Genomic DNA, 17,288 nt, shown 5'->3' on the forward strand with positions numbered 1-17,288 from the left:
CGCCTCAGAGGGTCTGTTGGCGCTTGCCGACGACCGCGTTGCGCGCCAACATGCGCGAAGCTGCGTTGCGGGATTTGCCAAGGGGACCCACCCTTGGCGGCATCCCGCGCCTTGCCTCGCACACGCTGGCATCACAACGCGGTTCACCGGCAAGCACCAACAGACCCTCGGCCGCGTGCCTTGTGGTGTCTGCGTCACAGTAGTCTTTGAGTCGTTGCAGTCAAAATTAAAAAAAGTTTTGACTAGCACAGCAGATCGCTTTAAACCTTTCACAAATGCGACATAGATTTGCGACAGTTCGTCGTCAAATTTGTGAGCGTAAGTGTCGGTGTGTACAATGACCTCCCTTTTGCCCCCGCAAAGCTGACGAACGTTCGGCGTGGATGGCAAGTGGTTGAATTGAAAAGAAATTTGCCTCGGTAAGAGGCAGCCTGGTGAGAAAGTGTCTATGAAAGCAGGTCTGTACCAACCAGATGAATTCAAGGATAACTGCGGTTTCGGCCTGATAGCCCATATGCAGGGCGAGCCCAGTCATACCCTTTTGCAAACGGCCATTGAGGCCCTGACCTGCATGACCCACCGCGGTGGGATTAATGCCGACGGCAAGACCGGTGACGGTTGCGGTCTGCTGATTCAAAAGCCGGACGTGTTCCTGCGTGCCATCGCCCAGGAAACCTTCGGCGTCGCACTGCCCAAGCAATATGCAGTGGGCATGGTCTTCTTCAACCAGGACCCGGTGAAAGCCGAAGCCGCTCGCGAGAACATGAACCGCGAGATCCTGGCGGCCGGCCTGACCCTCGTCGGCTGGCGCAAAGTGCCGATCGACACCAGCGTCCTCGGCCGTCTGGCCCTTGAGCGCCTGCCGCAGATCGAGCAAGTGTTCATCGGCGGTGAAGGCCTGAGCGACCAGGACATGGCCGTCAAGTTGTTCACGTCCCGTCGTCGCTCGTCCGTGGCCAACGCCGCCGATACCGACCACTACGTCTGCAGCTTTTCGCACAAGACCATCATTTATAAAGGCCTGATGATGCCGGCGGATTTGACCGCCTTCTATCCAGACCTCAGCGATGAGCGCCTGCAAACGTCGATTTGCGTGTTCCACCAGCGCTTCTCCACCAACACTCTGCCGAAATGGCCGCTGGCTCAACCGTTCCGCTTCCTGGCGCACAACGGCGAGATCAACACCATCACTGGCAACCGCAACTGGGCCGTGGCTCGTCGCACCAAGTTCACCAACGACCTGATGGACCTGGAAGAACTCGGCCCGCTGGTCAACCGCGTTGGTTCCGACTCCTCCAGCATGGACAACATGCTCGAGCTGATGGTCACCGGTGGCATCGACCTGTTCCGTGGCGTGCGGATGATCATTCCGCCTGCGTGGCAGAACGTCGAAACCATGGACCCGGATCTGCGTGCGTTCTACGAGTACAACTCGATGCACATGGAGCCGTGGGACGGCCCGGCCGGCGTGGTCATGACCGACGGTCGCTACGCGGTGTGCCTGCTCGACCGTAACGGTCTGCGTCCGGCGCGTTGGGTCACCACCAAGAACGGTTTCATCACCCTGGCCTCGGAAATCGGTGTCTGGAACTACCAGCCTGAAGACGTGATCGCCAAGGGCCGCGTTGGCCCGGGCCAGATCTTTGCCGTGGACACCGAAACCGGTCAGATCCTCGACACCGATGCGATCGACAACCGCCTGAAGTCCCGTCATCCGTACAAGCAATGGCTGCGCAAGAATGCCCTGCGCATCCAGGCGACCATGGAAGACAACGACCACGGTTCGGCGTTCTACGACGTCGATCAGCTCAAGCAATACATGAAGATGTACCAGGTCACTTTCGAAGAACGTGATCAGGTGCTGCGTCCGCTCGGCGAGCAAGGCTACGAAGCCGTCGGCTCGATGGGCGACGATACGCCGATGGCCGTGCTGTCCCAGCGCGTGCGCACGCCGTACGACTATTTCCGTCAGCAGTTCGCGCAGGTCACCAACCCGCCGATCGACCCGCTGCGTGAAGCCATCGTCATGTCGCTGGAGATCTGCCTCGGTGCCGAGCGCAACATCTTCCAGGAATCGCCGGAACACGCCTCGCGCGTGATCCTCAGCTCGCCGGTCATTTCCCCGGCCAAGTGGCGCTCGCTGATGAACCTCGATCGTCCGGGCTTCGAGCGCGCGATCATCGACCTCAACTACGACGAAAGCGTCGGCCTCGAAGCGGCGATCCGCAACGTTGCCGATCAGGCTGAAGAAGCCGTGCGCGCCGGTCGTACCCAGGTTGTGTTGAGTGACCGTCACATTGCCCCGGGCAAGTTGCCGATCCACGCTTCGCTCGCAACCGGCGCGGTGCACCACCGCCTGACCGAAAAAGGCCTGCGTTGCGACTCCAACATCCTCGTGGAAACCGCGACCGCTCGCGACCCGCATCACTTCGCCGTGCTGATCGGTTTCGGCGCCTCTGCCGTTTATCCATTCCTGGCCTACGAAGTGCTGGGCGACCTGATCCGTACCGGTGAAGTGCTGGGCGACCTCTATGAGGTGTTCAAGAACTACCGCAAAGGCATCACCAAAGGTCTGCTCAAGATTCTGTCGAAGATGGGTATTTCGACCATCACGTCGTACCGCGGTGCGCAGTTGTTCGAAGCCATCGGCCTGTCCGAAGAAGTGTGCGAGTTGAGCTTCCGTGGTGTGCCAAGCCGCATCAAAGGCGCGCGTTTCGTCGACATCGAAGCCGAGCAGAAAGCCCTCGCCGCCGAAGCCTGGAGCCCGCGCAAGCCGATCCAGCAAGGCGGCCTGCTGAAGTTCGTCCACGGTGGCGAATATCACGCCTATAACCCGGACGTGGTCAACACCCTGCAAGCCGCTGTGCAGCAGGGCGACTACAGCAAGTTCAAGGAATACACGGCGCTGGTGGACAACCGTCCGGTGTCGATGATCCGCGACATGTTCAAGGTCAAAACCCTCGACACGCCGCTGGACATCAGCGAAATCGAACCACTGGAGTCGGTGCTTAAGCGCTTTGACTCCGCCGGTATCTCGCTGGGCGCCCTGTCGCCGGAAGCTCACGAAGCCTTGGCCGAAGCCATGAACCGCCTCGGTGCGCGTTCCAACTCCGGCGAAGGCGGCGAAGACCCGGCTCGCTACGGCACCATCAAGAGCTCGAAAATCAAGCAGGTTGCGACGGGCCGTTTCGGTGTGACCCCGGAATACCTGGTCAACGCTGAAGTGCTGCAGATCAAAGTCGCTCAGGGCGCCAAGCCCGGCGAAGGTGGTCAGCTGCCAGGTGGCAAGGTCAACGGTCTGATCGCCAAGCTGCGTTACGCAGTGCCGGGCGTGACCCTGATTTCGCCACCACCGCACCACGACATCTATTCGATCGAAGACTTGTCGCAGCTGATTTTTGACCTCAAGCAGGTCAACCCGAAGGCGCTGGTCTCGGTGAAACTCGTAGCAGAAGCGGGCGTCGGCACCATCGCCGCCGGTGTGGCCAAGGCCTATGCGGACTTGATCACCATCTCCGGCTACGACGGCGGCACCGGCGCATCGCCGCTGACCTCGATCAAATACGCGGGCGCTCCGTGGGAACTCGGCCTGGCCGAAACCCACCAGACCCTGCGTGGCAACGACCTGCGCGGCAAAGTGCGGGTACAAACCGACGGTGGCCTGAAAACCGGCCTCGACGTGATCAAGGCGGCGATCCTCGGCGCTGAAAGCTTCGGCTTCGGCACCGCGCCAATGATCGCGCTGGGCTGCAAATACCTGCGTATCTGCCACTTGAACAACTGCGCCACCGGTGTTGCGACCCAGAACGAGAAGCTGCGCAAGGATCACTACATCGGCACCGTCGACATGGTGGTGAACTTCTTCACCTACGTCGCCGAAGAAACCCGTGAGTGGCTGGCCAAGCTGGGCGTGCGCTCCCTCGAAGAGCTGATCGGTCGTACCGATCTGCTGGACATCCTCGAAGGTCAGACCGCCAAGCAGCAACACCTGGACCTGACGCCGTTGCTGGGCAGCGATCACATTCCGGCAGACAAGCCTCAATTCTGCCAGGTGGAGCGCAACCCGCCGTTCGACAAAGGCCTGCTGGCCGAGAAAATGGTCGACATGGCCACCTCGGCCATCAACGACATGAGCGGCGCCGATTTCGCCCTGGATATCTGCAACTGCGACCGTTCTATCGGCGCGCGGATCTCCGGTGAAATTGCTCGCAAACACGGCAACCAGGGCATGGCGAACGCGCCGATCACCTTCCGCTTCAAAGGGACGGCCGGTCAAAGCTTCGGTGTGTGGAACGCCGGCGGCCTGAACATGTACCTGGAAGGCGATGCCAACGACTACGTCGGCAAAGGCATGACCGGCGGCAAACTGGTCATCGTTCCGCCGAAGGGCAGCGTCTACAAGACTCAGGACAGCGCCATTATCGGCAACACCTGCCTGTACGGCGCCACGGGCGGCAAGCTGTTCGCCGCCGGCACCGCGGGCGAGCGTTTCGCTGTACGTAACTCCGGTGCCCACACGGTTGTGGAAGGCACTGGCGATCACTGCTGCGAGTACATGACCGGTGGTTTCGTCTGCGTCCTGGGCAAGACCGGTTACAACTTCGGTTCAGGCATGACCGGCGGTTTCGCCTACGTGCTCGACCAGGACAACTCCTTCGTTGACCGGGTCAACCACGAACTGGTGGAAATCCAGCGGATCAGCGGTGAAGCGATGGAAGCCTATCGCAGCCACTTGCAACGCGTGCTGAACGAATACGTCGAGGAAACAGACAGCGAATGGGGTCGTAACCTCGCTGAAAACCTCGATGACTATCTGCGTCGTTTCTGGCTGGTCAAGCCCAAGGCTGCCAACCTGAAATCGTTGCTTTCCAGCACCCGTGCCAACCCGCAGTGATATGCGCCTGAAGAGTTTGATGAGGTTTTAACAATGGCTGAACGTCTGAATAACGACTTCCAGTTCATCGATGTCGGGCGCAAGGATCCGAAGAAGAAACTGTTGCGTCAACGCAAGAAAGAGTTCGTGGAGATCTACGAACCCTTCAAACCCCAGCATTCGGCCGATCAGGCCCACCGCTGCCTGGGTTGCGGTAACCCGTATTGCGAATGGAAGTGCCCGGTGCACAACTTCATTCCGAACTGGCTGAAGCTCGTGGCCGAGGGCAACATCCTCCAGGCCGCCGAGCTGTCGCACCAGACCAACACCCTGCCTGAAGTGTGCGGCCGGGTGTGCCCGCAGGATCGTCTGTGCGAGGGTGCCTGCACCCTCAACGACGGTTTTGGCGCGGTGACCATCGGTTCAGTCGAGAAGTACATCACCGACACCGCGTTCGCCATGGGCTGGCGCCCGGACATGTCCAAGGTCAAGCCGACCGGCAAGCGTGTCGCGATCATCGGTGCCGGCCCTGCTGGCCTGGGCTGTGCCGACGTGCTGGTACGTGGCGGCGTGACCCCGGTGGTGTTCGACAAGAACCCGGAAATCGGTGGTCTGCTGACCTTCGGCATCCCCGAGTTCAAGCTGGAAAAGACCGTGCTGAGCAATCGTCGCGAAGTCTTCACTGGCATGGGCATCGAGTTCCGCCTGAACACCGAAGTGGGCAAGGACGTGACCGTCGAGCAACTGCTCGAAGAATACGATGCCGTGTTCATGGGCATGGGCACCTACACCTACATGAAGGGCGGCTTTGCCGGTGAGGACTTGCCGGGCGTGCACGACGCGCTCGACTACCTGATCGCCAACGTCAACCGCAACCTGGGCTTTGAAAAGTCGCCGGAAGATTTCGTCGACATGAAAGGCAAGAAGGTTGTTGTGCTGGGCGGTGGCGACACGGCGATGGACTGCAACCGTACGTCGATCCGTCAGGGCGCCAAGTCGGTGACCTGTGCTTATCGTCGTGACGAAGCGAACATGCCGGGCTCGCGCAAAGAAGTGAAAAACGCCAAGGAAGAAGGGGTGAAATTCCTCTACAACCGCCAGCCGATCGCCATCGTCGGTGAAGACCGCGTCGAAGGCGTGAAAGTGGTCGAGACCCGTCTCGGCGCACCGGACGCCCGTGGCCGCCGCAGCCCTGAGCCGATCCCGGGCTCCGAAGAGATCATCCCGGCTGACGCCGTGGTCATCGCCTTCGGTTTCCGCCCAAGCCCGGCGCCGTGGTTCGAACAGTTCGACATCCAGACCGACAGCCAGGGCCGCGTCGTGGCCCCGGAACAAGGTAAATACAAGCACCAGACCAGCAACCCGAAAATCTTCGCCGGTGGCGACATGGTTCGCGGTTCTGACCTGGTGGTAACGGCAATCTTCGAAGGCCGTAATGCCGCCGAAGGGATCCTGGATTACCTTGGTGTTTAACTAGACTTGAAATGCGATTAAGTGTGGGAGCGGGCTTGCTCGCGAAGGCGGTAGAACAGTCGACATCAATGTTGAATGTTAGGCCCTCTTCGCGAGCAAGCCCGCTCCCACATTGGTTTTGTGGTGCTGCGAAAGCTGCATTCCCCCGCGACAAATTGACCCGATAGACAAAAGGCTGACCTGCAACCGTGCCTTTTGCGTCACGCTCTGAGAAAATGCCCGCACTTTTTTTCCGGATGCCGACATGACTGCCCTGAAGAACGACCGTTTCCTTCGCGCCCTGCTCAAGCAACCCGTAGACGTCACCCCTGTGTGGATGATGCGTCAGGCCGGTCGCTACCTGCCTGAATACCGCGCCAGCCGTGCCAAGGCCGGTGATTTCATGAGCCTGTGCATGAACCCGGAGTTCGCTTGCGAAGTCACGATGCAGCCGCTCGACCGTTATCCACAACTGGACGCGGCGATCCTCTTCTCTGACATCCTCACTATCCCGGACGCCATGGGCCAAGGCCTGTACTTCGAAACCGGTGAAGGCCCGCGCTTCAAGAAAGTCGTCAGCACCCTGGCCGACATCGAAGCCCTGCCGATCCCTGATCCGCACAAAGACCTCGGTTACGTCATGGACGCGGTCAGCACCATCCGCCGTGAACTGAACGGTCGTGTGCCGTTGATCGGCTTCTCCGGTAGCCCATGGACCCTGGCGACCTACATGGTTGAAGGCGGCTCGTCGAAAGACTACCGCAAGACCAAAACCATGCTCTACGACAACCCGCAAGCCTTGCACCTGCTGCTGGACAAACTCGCGCAGACGGTCACCAGCTACCTCAACGGCCAGATCATGGCCGGTGCGCAAGCCGTGCAGATTTTCGATAGCTGGGGCGGCAGCCTCTCGGCGGCGGCGTACCAGGAATTCTCCCTGGCCTACATGAAAAAGATCGTCAGCGGCCTGATCCGCGAACACGAAGGCCGCAAAGTGCCGGTCATCCTGTTCACCAAGGGCGGCGGCCTGTGGCTGGAAAGCATCGCCGACGCCGGCGCCGATGCACTTGGCCTGGACTGGACCTGCGACATCGGCAGCGCCCGTGATCGCGTCGGCAGCAAAATCGCGCTGCAAGGCAATATGGACCCGACCGTGTTGTACGCCAAACCAGAAGCCATTCGCACCGAAGTCGGCCGCATCCTCGCCAGCTACGGCAAGGGTAGCGGCCACGTGTTCAACCTCGGCCATGGCATCACACCGGAAGTTGATCCGGAACATGCGGGTGCGTTCTTGCGCGCGGTGCATGAGTTGTCGGCGCAGTATCACGAGTGATCGTCGCCCGAAAATGAAAACGCCCGGCTAATGCCGGGCGTTTTTGTTTGCGAGATGCCGAACTGTGCTCGGTCAATGTGGGAGCGGGCTTGCTCGCGAAGACGGAGTGTCAGTCAGCATTGATGTGCCTGACACACCGCTTTTGCGAGCAAGCCAGCTCCCACAGGGTTTTGCGTCAGGCGTTGATATTTTCCAGCGGCGGCAACTTCGCCAGCTTCAACGCCACCAGCAGCGCAATCACCAGCAACGTACCAATGAACACTCCAATCCCGTTCCATCCGCCCAAGTGCCAGAACACCCCGCCCGCCGTCCCGGCAATGCTCGACCCGGCGTAATAGCTGAACAGATACAGCGATGACGCCTGCCCCTTGGCCCTGATTGCCCGACGTCCTATCCAGCTACTCGCCACGGAGTGCGCGGCAAAGAAGCCAAAGGTAAAGATCAGCATGCCAATGATCACCACCGGCAGCGGTGTAAACATCGTCAGGGCAAGACCGGCGAGCATCAGCACAATTGTCGCCCAGAGCACTTTGCGGCGACCCAGCTTGTCCGCCAGCGAACCGATTTTCGCCGAGCTGTAAATCCCCGACAGGTACACCACCGAGAGCAGTCCGACGAAGGCTTGTTCCATGTGATACGGCTCGGCCAGCAAGCGGTAACCGATGTAGTTGAACAGCGTGACGAACGCGCCCATCAACACAAAGGCTTCAAGGAACAACAACGGCAAACCGGCATCGCGAAAGTGCATGGTGAAGCCGTCGAGCAAGCTGCGCGGGTGCAGCGAGCGGGCGCGGAAGTTGCGCGACTCGGGAAGGATTTTCCAAAACACCGCCGCCGCGATCAGGGCCAGGCCGCCGATCACCAGCATCGCCGTGTGCCAGCTGACGAAGTCGATCAACACCCCGGTAATCAAGCGCCCGCTCATCCCGCCAATCGCGTTGCCGCCGATGTACAAACCCATCGCCAGACCGATGTGCTGCGGATGGATCTCTTCGCTCAGATACGTCATGGCCACCGCTGCAAGGCCACTTAACGACAACCCGATCAGTGCACGCATGATCAACACGCCTTCCCAACTTGGCATCATCGCGCTGGCCATGGTGCACAGCGCGGCGGCGAACAATGCGGCAACCATCACCGGTTTGCGGCCGACTCGGTCGGAGATCGGGCCGGTGATCAGCAGGCCAATGGCGAGCATGCCGGTCGCCACCGATAGGATCAGGCTGCTCTGCGCCGCGTTGATCGAATATTCGTGCGACAGCAGCGGCATCATCGGTTGCACGCAGTACAGCAGCGCGAACGTCGCGAAGCCGCCGGAGAACAGGGCCAGCACCGTGCGCATGAACATCGGCGTGCCTTTCTCGATGTAAATCTCCTTCAGCTCGGCGACGACATCGTCCGCTGCAGCAGGCGGTACTTCGTGGGCAAGGGGGGCGACAGCAGTTTTCACGTTGGACCTCGGAGGGCGCAGCCGGTCAGGCAATGAAAAAAGCATATAGCTGCCTAATGATTCAATCCAATATATTGTTCGACCTGTTTGAGAGCTTTTACGACCTAATGGGGTTTTCATGGAATTGCGTCACCTGCGCTACTTCATCGCCGTCGCCGAAGAACTGCACTTCGGCCGCGCCGCTCAGGTACTGGGCATCTCTCAGCCGCCGCTGAGCCAGCAGATTCAGGCACTGGAGGCCGAGGTGGGCGCACGCTTGTTCGAGCGCACCAATCGTCGGGTCGAGCTCAGCGAAGCCGGTCGATTGTTTCTGCAGGAGGCGCGATTAGCGCTGGCGCAAGTCGACAAAGCCGCCGATGTAGCGCGGCGTGCGCAACTCGGGGAGCTCGGTGAACTGAAGATCGGCTTCACGTCCTCGGCACCATTCAACTCGACCATTCCCCAGGCGATTTTTTCGTTCCGGCAGCGCTTCCCGGCGGTGCACCTGAATTTGCGGGAGATGAGCAGTACCCAGGTCGCCGATGCGCTGGTCGACGAGTCGATTGAGGTCGGCATCATGCGGCCGTTGGGGTTGCCGGATTCCCTCAGCGTCGTGGAACTGATGCGCGAGCCACTGGTGGCGGTGCTCAGCTCCAAGCATCCGTTGGTCAATGGCAGCGAAGACGGACTGTTTCTGTCGGCACTGGCCCTTGAGCCTTTCGTGTTTTTCCCACGCAGCTACGGCAGCGGTCTCTACGCACAATTGCTCAGCCTGGCCCGCGATGCGGGTTTCAGTCCGCACTTTGCCCAAGAGGCGGGCGAGGCGATGACGATTATCGGCCTGGTAGCGGCGGGGCTGGGGGTGTCGGTGCTGCCGGCGTCGTATCAACGGATGCGCATCGATGGCGTGGTGTATCGACCGTTGCTGGATCCCGCGGCGGTGTCGGCGGTGTGGCTGGTGCAGCGTAAGGATCAGAAGTCGCCGATGGCCAAGGCGTTTGTAGAACTGCTCACGCGTAAGGTTGATCTAAATAGGTCGAAGGCGTATGTCCCAGGATCCGACGAAACATAGTTGAAAACGCGGCCGGGCTCTCATACCCAAAATCAAGGGCGATCCGTGTGATTTGGGCGCCGGCTGAAAGCCGCGCCAATGCCAAGACCACGCACGCACGCTGACGCCACTGACCGAAACTCATCGAAGTCTGTTCTCGGAAAAGGCGACTGAATGAACGCTCACTCATAAACAAATCACGCGCCCAATCCTGAGGGGACTGGTGGATATTGGGTGCCTGAAGATATTCCTGACAGCGCAACAGTAAGCGTTTGTCCACCGGAAGAGGGATGTGCAATGGCAACGCCGTCGCACGGGCAATCTCGTGCAACAGAAGATTAATCAATATCCCGTCTCGACCATCCTCCTGATATTCAAGAGGAAGCTCCACCGACTCCATTAGCAGCTGCCGCATTAACGGTGAGATATCAATGACCTGGCAGTCACTTCGGGTCAGGGGAATTGACGAAGGTTCAATATAGAGGCTTCGCGTACTGACCCCATAAAACATTACTTCGTGGGCAACCTGCGGTGGGATCCATACGGCACGTTGCGGAGGGACAATCCAATTGCCGCCTTTCGTGACGACTTTCATTACCCCACTCGCCCCATAAAGCAGTTGCGCCCGCCGATGCGTATGGCTGGGTAGCAAATAGGCGTCCGAATAGTCAGTTCCGATTGCGACAACCGCGCGCGGCGTGTGATCTAAAACATGTATCGACGCATTTCGCATGGGATTTGTTCTTAGGTTGGCTGAAACTCAAACGTACATGGCTCGAATGCTCAAGCGAGTCGCTTTTTCGTCATCTATCGTACGCGGCGTATTTTAACGGAATGAACGTGATGAGCTACGTTTTGCTAGGGTTTTTTGGTTGTTTTGCAGGTGTCACAACCGTTTTGTTCGGATTTGGTGGTGGTTTTGTAGTCGTACCGGTGCTGTACCAGATTTTACTGGCGACTCATGGGGTTGAGGATCCAATCGGCCAATCAGCAATGCATATCGCAATAGCGACTTCCACTTGCGTCATGATTGTGAACTCATCAATCAGCACAAGTAAGCATGCTAGAGCGGGCACTCTGCTAAAGGACTATATATGGCCGCTCGCCGGTTTCATCGGTCTAGGCGCCGTGATAGGTGCCATCACTGCCGGTTTTGTGGATGGTTATATATTACGTGTTGCATTCATTATCTATCTGGCAATCACGATTCTGGATTGTTTATTTCGCCGCGGATTCATTCAGCAAAATATCAACGCAAAACCCGAGAGATTGAGCGTCTTGGCGACTATCCCGGGCGGAATGAGCATTGGGGCTATTGCGACTTTTCTCGGGGTGGGTGGTAGTGTTATGACGGTTCCGTTACTTCGTCGCTGCGGGTTGAATATGACTCAGGCTACGTCCATGGCGAATCCATTGAGTTTGCCTGTAGCACTAGCAGGAACAGCGACCTATATTGTTATTGCGCAAGTAGGCAAACAAAATTTTGGCGCTTGGTACTTAGGTTATGTTGACCTCATTGCTTTCGGAGTTTTGACAATAGGCGCGATAGCTGGCATTCGAATGACGATGCCCTGGGTTGGAACAATTCCAGATCGGATTCATGCGATTGTATATGTAAGCCTGCTCGCGGTTGTGGCGCTGAGCATGATGTTTAAATAATAAAATAAACGTTGCTCAATTAGAAATTAAAAGCGTAAAACTGCTTCGTTATTTTAATCTGATAAATCGCATATGGGTTTTATGACAAATACTAACGAGGCTGTTGTGTGAAGATGCTGCGGGATGAACGTTTAGGAGTATTATTTATATTGAAAGTACGGTGTTTTTTGGTGCGAGGTTCAGTGCCGGTTTAATCAGTTTTTTCGCAACGAAATTACCGTACGTGAAACAGTATTAAACTTAACAGCTGCGAGGTGAAAATAATTCAGGCTATTACAATGCTAGAGAGTGAATTGGATTTCAAGCGTGATGAAGAGGATTTGATTATGAACTATTTCGCTACTCATTGAAAAACGACAAATCTAATTCGAGAATAATATGACACGATAGAATTGGCATGAACTGTCGCATTGCCTATCTGCGGAAAGCAAGTGTTACCTATCATTTCCCTTATGCGCGAGATCGCCCGGCTCCGAAAACCTTTAATTCTTTTCATCGCAGGCTACGTTCAATGAACGCGATGATGAAATAAGCTGTATTGAGACCATTGAAACCAGCTGCCACCCATCCGCTTTGAACGAAAGTGGCAGCTCATCACGTCAAGGAGTTAGACAATGCACACTGTAAATCTGTACAAATTCCGGCTGTTCTCTCACTTCGATCCTGAATCCAGATCCCACTGTATCTCGGCCCATGGAGGTGGAAAATGACCGAGTCAGTAGAAGCAAAAACCATCGGATTAACCCCCTGCATCTACTGCTCAGACAATGCACTGTTCCACGTCAGCGCTGGAGTACCCGTCAACGAAGCATTGGCAATGGCTTCTGATTTGCTGTTCCTTTCCAAGGCACTCGCGGAAGACGCAGCTTACGCTAGAGACAGCGACCGCCATGCTTGGGCCGCACACTATTTGACGGCAATGGGCAAGGCGGTGATTGATGATGTTGTGAAGGCGGTTACGCCAAGACCTGCTAGGACATGTAAGAAAGCCGCAGAATAGCGGCTAGCCATTCTGATAAGAGCCCCAATTTTTGGGCTTCCATTGGTGCGTCCAGCATGGGCACATTCTTGCGGGTGATAGTCCCGCCGTAAGCTGACGCGCCTAAGACTTAAAAAAGGGGGAAGTGCCACGGCTTCCCCCGGGTTTTTGTTATTTGGCTTTTTGTTTGTCTTCCAAGCTTTTCATAATCGCAGCCTTGTTCTCCAAAAACTCATGCAGCCCTTTTGCTCGAAGATTACACGCGTCGCAATTCGCGCATCCAGTGCCAATTATTCCGTCGTAGCAAGTCAGTTGTTGGTGCTGAATCAATTCAAGCTTTCCATGCTGCTCGGCAAGAGCCCATGTTTCTGCCTTGTTCAACCACATGAGTGGCGTTTCAATCCGCACCCTATAGTCCATACACAGTTCAATGGCTTTATGCAGAGCCCTGACAAATTCGTCCCGACAATCCGGGTAGCCAGAGAAATCCGTCTCGCAAACACCTGTGATGACAGCCTCGGCCCGAACTTGATAGGCATAAATAGAGGCCAATGTTAAAAACAGAATATTTCTACCGGGTACAAAGGTGCTTGGCAAGCTTTCCCCTGGACTATTCACACTGGGTACTGGAGTGTGATCGCGGGTCAAACTACTGATTGCCAGTTCATTCACCAACGAAGTGTCCAGAACCTTGTGTACCGTTACCCCAAGTTCTTTCGACAGCTGCTTCGCCACCTCTATCTCCGCGCGATGGCGCTGGCCATAGTCGAACGTGATGCAGTGGATTTCATCGTAAAGCGGCAACGCATGGATCAAGCAAGTGGTGGAGTCCTGCCCACCGCTGAAAACGATAACCGCTTTTTTGGTAATGTTTTACTCATCCTTGGAGTCTCCCGAGAGGTAGCCGGGTCATTGACCTTATTGGGAAGTCAAGGTCTCGCTGTGGGACGCTTCCGAAAATACATGCACCGCTTTCTGATGTTTTATTTCTTTGCCGGGAGGAGGCATAGAAAAAACCCTTGGCTAATTGGTTTGTTGGTCAAGATCATTCAATTTTTCTAACAACCGTCGCTCAAGAACGTCTAGCATTCGCTGTGTGTGTTAACTCTCATCCAGGGTCTTTGACCTTTTTGAATCTCGATTTAGAGGATCAATGCTTCCTCACTGACTTACACACGGACTGCATATAAAGGGCAACCACCGTCCACCCACCAAGCTTGTGCGATGTCTTGGTTGTTTTCTCGGGTTGATAGACGGCACCTTGTTTCGATTTTCGGCCTGTTGAACCTTCGCCAATTTCCCACGCAACACCCCGAAAGTACTTCGATACATCCCTTCGCCTTTTTTCTGATCGGCCGATAACCGTTGCGGACTCATCACAAACAATGGAGATACAGGATGTTCAAGCAGCTAGCCCTCACCGCTTTGCTGGCCGTGGCCGCACTCACCGGTGGTTGTGCTTCGGTAAAAATGGCGGATGACACGCAGGACGCTCAAGCGAAGTCCTTCCAGGTCGCCCCGGACAAAGCCAACATCTACGTTTATCGCAACGAGAGCATGGGCGCCGGAGTGAAAATGCCGGTAACGCTAAACGGTAAACCGGTCGGCCAGACTGTCGCCAAGTCTTACCTGATGTTGGCTGTCCCGGCCGGTCAGCAGACCTTGGTATCTTCGGCGGAAAACGATTCCGAACTGAAACTCACCGCAGAAGCCGGCAAGAACTACTTTGTCTGGCAGGAAGTGAAAGTGGGCTTCATCAAGGCACGCAACAGCCCGCAAGTGGTTGATGACCAGACCGGTCGTGCTGGCGTTGCTGAAAGCAAGTTGATTCAGGCCCAGTAAGCGTTTGAACGGCCTCTGCGCCAAGCGCGGGGGCCGTTTTCATAGTTGTTGGAAGCGCTGCTGTCCACACCGCTGACGCCGTTACGATGCAGCAGGCGCTTGCCTTGATTGGCTTTGCTGCGCCGAAACCTGCTCCTGCAATCGTCGCCCGACGACATCCAGCAAATCACAACCATCACGCAATGACGTCACCAACACCCGCGCCAGCTCACTGTAAACGCCCTCGCCAAACGCAAAACTTTCAAGCAGCTGAGTCGCCGTGCGGATGCGGTAAGCCGCCGTATCGTGCAATACGTCCAGCGGTGCTTCGGTGTCGATAACCAGCGAAGCGATGGTGCAATCGATGCCGGTGATAGGCATGTATCTATCCATGACAAAAAACCTCCATTACGTAAGAGCGCGCGATTACTTATTGGTGACTGTTGGATGGCGCCATAGACAACCCACTGGGAGGGTCAAGAATGTCCAGCGCCCGGTTGACCATCAGCTCGGCCAGCACGATCAGTTGCTGAATGGCCAATGCCTCGTTGCGACGCGAGCCTTCGAGCTCGCAGGCGAGGTCAGTGGTCATCACATTCAGCGAGGCGAGGGTTTCAGTGGCGTGACAGAGCAAGGACTCTGTATCGACGTTCGGGTTGATGCTGAACATATGGCTGACAGGGTCTGGGCGGTTTGGATTGCGCAGGCGCGCGCTGACAGTGCGCTCGGTGGTTTCGAAGAGTTTGGATCGGTCGTTGGTGTCAGCGTCTTTCTGGTCTCGCGATTGCGGACGATCGGGATTGATTCTTTTCATTGTGGTACTCCCTTAGTTTTTTTAGAGAAAAGCGGCATCCCTTCCGGCTCTTCATGATTGATCGGCAGCGATATATGGCTGACGATGCCGATAGGTTTATAACTAAAAACATCATCCATATTGTTCAAATAAGTGAACATTTGTGTAATTAAATGATTCATTAGAAACATCTGTAAGTAAGTTCGTTTCGCTTTGTGGGATTCGTCGACTACAAGGCATACAGAAGTAAACGTGGAATTAAACACGGCTTTATGAATGTATAATCGCCTGGAGTTTTGCTGTCTGTGTACCAGGCGGTCGAGTCGCCCTTGGTCATCTCAAGAGCAAAAATGCAACACTCGGCTGGAGTGCATTAATTTATTATAAGTGGTTGGCAGTCATTCAATGTATAAAAAAGAAAAGACGGAAAAGCTGAAGAGTAATATTAAATATCTTATAAAAAGTAGAGGTGAAACTCAAATTTCGTTGTGTAGCTCAAGTGGTTTGACTCGAACGACTATCTACAACATTTTGGAAGGACGGGTTGTCAATGTACAACAATCCACCATCCGTAAGATTTCCGATTTTTTTGGTGTGTCTTACAAGGAAATAGAAACTGTAGATTTTGAAGAGAGGGAGGTCATAGAGAGTAGCGTTTCCTTGCTGGGTAATATGAACCCGGCTGCAGTTCCTATAATTAAAGAAAATTCGCTTGTGCAGAGTTTAGATAAAAGAATCGGTGAGCTGGTTGCTACTCATCCTCTGACCTATTTTTTCGGTACAGCCTGCAATTTAATAGGTGTGCTTCTGGAAAACGAAATCAAGGGTGTAAATGAGTCGGGAGACTTGTTGATAGTGAAGAAAGGTTTGTCGAATAGCAATAAAGAAAAGCTTGTATATGACAAGACTACAAAGGGTCTATTTATAACTACCGAATCTTGCTGTTGCTCTGACGAGGTTCTTGTTATCGGGGAGATAGTAGAGGAGAGGTTCAATGGATAATCCTTCGGAAAATAGCAAGTATAAGTTATTAGGGTTTGAAAATAATAAAGGCCTTGCCGTTATCATGATTGTTTCGACAGGGAAGGTCGTAAAAATAAAGTTAGATGATTTGTTGAAAAGTGATGTGGTGGATAATTTAAACAGAGCAGAAATAAAGTCTGTGTACAGGAAGTTTTATTCTGGTGGTGCGGCATTGACAGCATACGAAATAAATGACCGGCAAGAAAAGTCATGGATGATTTATGTAGCTCTTAATTTGTTGCTTTTTGCGCTATATATCTTCACAAATGTTGCCGCAACGAAGCTGATATACATAGAGTGGCTTGATATTGTTGTCACTCCAGGGGTTTTTATTTACCCGTTAACGTTTTTAATAGTTGATATGTTGAATGAATTTTATGGGCTTAGGCTCGCGAGGAAAGCAATATTATTTGCTTTTTCGAGTAATGCTCTGATTACTGTTTTGTTAAGTACTACCAGCTTTCTTCCGGGTTTGTCAGGCTGGAAGCTTGATGAGCCATATAGCGAGGTCATGACTCATGTGTCGTCTGTGTTGGTGGCGTCTTCCATTTCCTTCATTTTTTCTGAACATGTAAATTCTTACTTGTTGAATAAAATAAAGCAGCTTACAAGCTCTAGGTTTTTATTCTTGCGTGTTTTTTTAAGCACGTTTTTTGCGGTGATAGTAGACAGTTTCATTTTTTGTTTTATAGCTTTTTATGGAACGATGACTAATGTCGAAATACTTAATATCATTTATGTCCAGATTATTATAAAAATGTGTTTCGCTGTCTTTAATATTTTGCCTGCTTATGGAGCAAGATCCCTATTTAAACGGTATGTGGTTAGCGCCTGAGACGTGGAAAAGGGGAAGTGGCACGGCTTCCCCTGGATTT

Annotated in this window: 16 protein-coding genes; 10 read left to right on the plus strand and 6 right to left on the minus strand. The window is 54.8% G+C overall.

Going from position 1 to position 17,288, the window contains the following annotated elements; all coding sequences use genetic code 11:
* Positions 1-448 precede the first annotated feature (448 nt).
* The 3 genes from gltB (at position 449) to hemE (ending at position 7,658) form a co-directional block, all read left to right on the plus strand.
* Entirely contained in the window at positions 449-4,894 is a 4,446-nt protein-coding gene (gltB, locus tag EAH78_RS14900; protein WP_140668193.1) for a glutamate synthase large subunit, read from the plus strand.
* 33 nt (positions 4,895-4,927) lie between these two features.
* Positions 4,928-6,346: an FAD-dependent oxidoreductase gene (locus tag EAH78_RS14905; protein WP_140668194.1), complete on the plus strand. Its 1,419-nt coding sequence runs from the start codon at positions 4,928-4,930 to the stop codon at positions 6,344-6,346.
* Positions 6,347-6,590: 244 nt separating this feature from the next.
* Positions 6,591-7,658: a uroporphyrinogen decarboxylase gene (gene hemE, locus EAH78_RS14910; RefSeq protein ID WP_140668195.1), complete on the plus strand. Its 1,068-nt coding sequence runs from the start codon at positions 6,591-6,593 to the stop codon at positions 7,656-7,658.
* A 175-nt stretch (positions 7,659-7,833) separates the two neighbouring features.
* On the opposite strand, the gene EAH78_RS14915 is transcribed toward hemE, so the two are convergent.
* Entirely contained in the window at positions 7,834-9,108 is a 1,275-nt protein-coding gene (locus EAH78_RS14915; RefSeq protein WP_140668196.1) for an MFS transporter, read from the minus strand.
* 118 nt (positions 9,109-9,226) lie between these two features.
* Between EAH78_RS14915 and EAH78_RS14920 the strand changes: the two genes are divergently transcribed.
* Positions 9,227-10,159 (plus strand): LysR family transcriptional regulator, encoded by a 933-nt coding sequence (locus tag EAH78_RS14920; RefSeq protein WP_140668197.1) that lies wholly within the window; start codon positions 9,227-9,229, stop codon positions 10,157-10,159.
* On the opposite strand, the gene EAH78_RS14925 is transcribed toward EAH78_RS14920, so the two are convergent.
* Positions 10,098-10,871, minus strand: a complete 774-nt coding sequence (locus tag EAH78_RS14925; protein WP_140668198.1) for an AraC family transcriptional regulator — start codon at positions 10,869-10,871, stop codon at positions 10,098-10,100. The two genes, EAH78_RS14920 and EAH78_RS14925, sit on opposite strands and share 62 nt — an antisense overlap.
* A 110-nt stretch (positions 10,872-10,981) precedes the next feature.
* On the opposite strand from EAH78_RS14925, the gene EAH78_RS14930 reads away from it, so the two are divergent.
* Positions 10,982-11,797 (plus strand): sulfite exporter TauE/SafE family protein, encoded by an 816-nt coding sequence (locus EAH78_RS14930; protein ID WP_140668199.1) that lies wholly within the window; start codon positions 10,982-10,984, stop codon positions 11,795-11,797.
* A gap of 706 nt (positions 11,798-12,503) precedes the next feature.
* Entirely contained in the window at positions 12,504-12,797 is a 294-nt protein-coding gene (locus tag EAH78_RS14935) for a DUF3077 domain-containing protein (protein ID WP_140668200.1), read from the plus strand.
* A 150-nt stretch (positions 12,798-12,947) separates the two neighbouring features.
* Here EAH78_RS14935 and queC read toward each other — a convergent pair whose 3' ends face one another.
* Entirely contained in the window at positions 12,948-13,646 is a 699-nt protein-coding gene (gene queC / locus EAH78_RS14940; protein WP_140668201.1) for a 7-cyano-7-deazaguanine synthase QueC, read from the minus strand.
* Between queC and EAH78_RS14945 the strand changes: the two genes are divergently transcribed.
* A complete protein-coding gene (locus tag EAH78_RS14945; protein WP_140668202.1) occupies positions 13,584-13,838 on the plus strand; it encodes a hypothetical protein in 255 nt (84 codons plus the stop codon). The two genes, queC and EAH78_RS14945, sit on opposite strands and share 63 nt — an antisense overlap.
* Positions 13,839-14,174: 336 nt before the next feature.
* Positions 14,175-14,618, plus strand: a complete 444-nt coding sequence (locus tag EAH78_RS14950) for a DUF2846 domain-containing protein (RefSeq protein WP_140668203.1) — start codon at positions 14,175-14,177, stop codon at positions 14,616-14,618.
* An 81-nt stretch (positions 14,619-14,699) separates the two neighbouring features.
* On the opposite strand, the gene EAH78_RS14955 is transcribed toward EAH78_RS14950, so the two are convergent.
* Genes EAH78_RS14955 through EAH78_RS32160 form a run of 3 tightly spaced genes read right to left on the minus strand, consistent with a single transcriptional unit; the run spans position 14,700 to position 15,572 of the window.
* On the minus strand, positions 14,700-14,990 hold the full coding sequence (locus EAH78_RS14955; RefSeq protein ID WP_140668204.1) for a hypothetical protein: 291 nt from the start codon (positions 14,988-14,990) through the stop codon (positions 14,700-14,702).
* Positions 14,991-15,027: 37 nt separating this feature from the next.
* Positions 15,028-15,411, minus strand: coding sequence for a DUF6124 family protein (locus EAH78_RS14960; protein ID WP_140668205.1), 384 nt, complete (start codon positions 15,409-15,411; stop codon positions 15,028-15,030).
* Positions 15,408-15,572 (minus strand): hypothetical protein, encoded by a 165-nt coding sequence (locus tag EAH78_RS32160; RefSeq protein ID WP_161599686.1) that lies wholly within the window; start codon positions 15,570-15,572, stop codon positions 15,408-15,410. The genes EAH78_RS14960 and EAH78_RS32160 overlap by 4 nt, the downstream gene beginning before the upstream one ends.
* Before the next feature lie 223 nt (positions 15,573-15,795).
* On the opposite strand from EAH78_RS32160, the gene EAH78_RS14965 reads away from it, so the two are divergent.
* Positions 15,796-16,392 carry a helix-turn-helix transcriptional regulator gene (locus EAH78_RS14965; protein ID WP_140668206.1) on the plus strand — a complete coding sequence of 199 codons (597 nt, stop codon included), beginning with the start codon at positions 15,796-15,798 and terminating at the stop codon, positions 16,390-16,392.
* Positions 16,385-17,248 (plus strand): queuosine precursor transporter, encoded by an 864-nt coding sequence (locus EAH78_RS14970; RefSeq protein ID WP_140668207.1) that lies wholly within the window; start codon positions 16,385-16,387, stop codon positions 17,246-17,248. The genes EAH78_RS14965 and EAH78_RS14970 overlap by 8 nt, the downstream gene beginning before the upstream one ends.
* Positions 17,249-17,288: the final 40 nt, after the last annotated feature.

The sequence above is a fragment of the Pseudomonas arsenicoxydans genome, assembly GCF_006438915.1.
GTDB classification, from domain to species: domain Bacteria; phylum Pseudomonadota; class Gammaproteobacteria; order Pseudomonadales; family Pseudomonadaceae; genus Aquipseudomonas; species Aquipseudomonas arsenicoxydans_A.

Excerpts from the sequence above, each read along its gene's own strand:
- gltB (WP_140668193.1), top strand. The coding sequence starts at position 449 with ATGAAAGCAGGTCTGTACCAACCAGATGAATTCAAGGATAACTGCGGT.
- EAH78_RS14905 (WP_140668194.1), top strand. The coding sequence starts at position 4,928 with ATGGCTGAACGTCTGAATAACGACTTCCAGTTCATCGATGTCGGGCGC.
- hemE (WP_140668195.1), top strand. The coding sequence starts at position 6,591 with ATGACTGCCCTGAAGAACGACCGTTTCCTTCGCGCCCTGCTCAAGCAA.
- EAH78_RS14920 (WP_140668197.1), top strand. The coding sequence starts at position 9,227 with ATGGAATTGCGTCACCTGCGCTACTTCATCGCCGTCGCCGAAGAACTG.
- EAH78_RS14925 (WP_140668198.1), bottom strand. The coding sequence starts at position 10,871 with ATGCGAAATGCGTCGATACATGTTTTAGATCACACGCCGCGCGCGGTT.
- EAH78_RS14930 (WP_140668199.1), top strand. The coding sequence starts at position 10,982 with ATGAGCTACGTTTTGCTAGGGTTTTTTGGTTGTTTTGCAGGTGTCACA.
- EAH78_RS14935 (WP_140668200.1), top strand. The coding sequence starts at position 12,504 with ATGACCGAGTCAGTAGAAGCAAAAACCATCGGATTAACCCCCTGCATC.
- EAH78_RS14945 (WP_140668202.1), top strand. The coding sequence starts at position 13,584 with ATGGATCAAGCAAGTGGTGGAGTCCTGCCCACCGCTGAAAACGATAAC.
- EAH78_RS14950 (WP_140668203.1), top strand. The coding sequence starts at position 14,175 with ATGTTCAAGCAGCTAGCCCTCACCGCTTTGCTGGCCGTGGCCGCACTC.
- EAH78_RS14955 (WP_140668204.1), bottom strand. The coding sequence starts at position 14,990 with ATGGATAGATACATGCCTATCACCGGCATCGATTGCACCATCGCTTCG.
- EAH78_RS14960 (WP_140668205.1), bottom strand. The coding sequence starts at position 15,411 with ATGAAAAGAATCAATCCCGATCGTCCGCAATCGCGAGACCAGAAAGAC.
- EAH78_RS32160 (WP_161599686.1), bottom strand. The coding sequence starts at position 15,572 with ATGAATCATTTAATTACACAAATGTTCACTTATTTGAACAATATGGAT.
- EAH78_RS14965 (WP_140668206.1), top strand. The coding sequence starts at position 15,796 with ATGTATAAAAAAGAAAAGACGGAAAAGCTGAAGAGTAATATTAAATAT.
- EAH78_RS14970 (WP_140668207.1), top strand. The coding sequence starts at position 16,385 with ATGGATAATCCTTCGGAAAATAGCAAGTATAAGTTATTAGGGTTTGAA.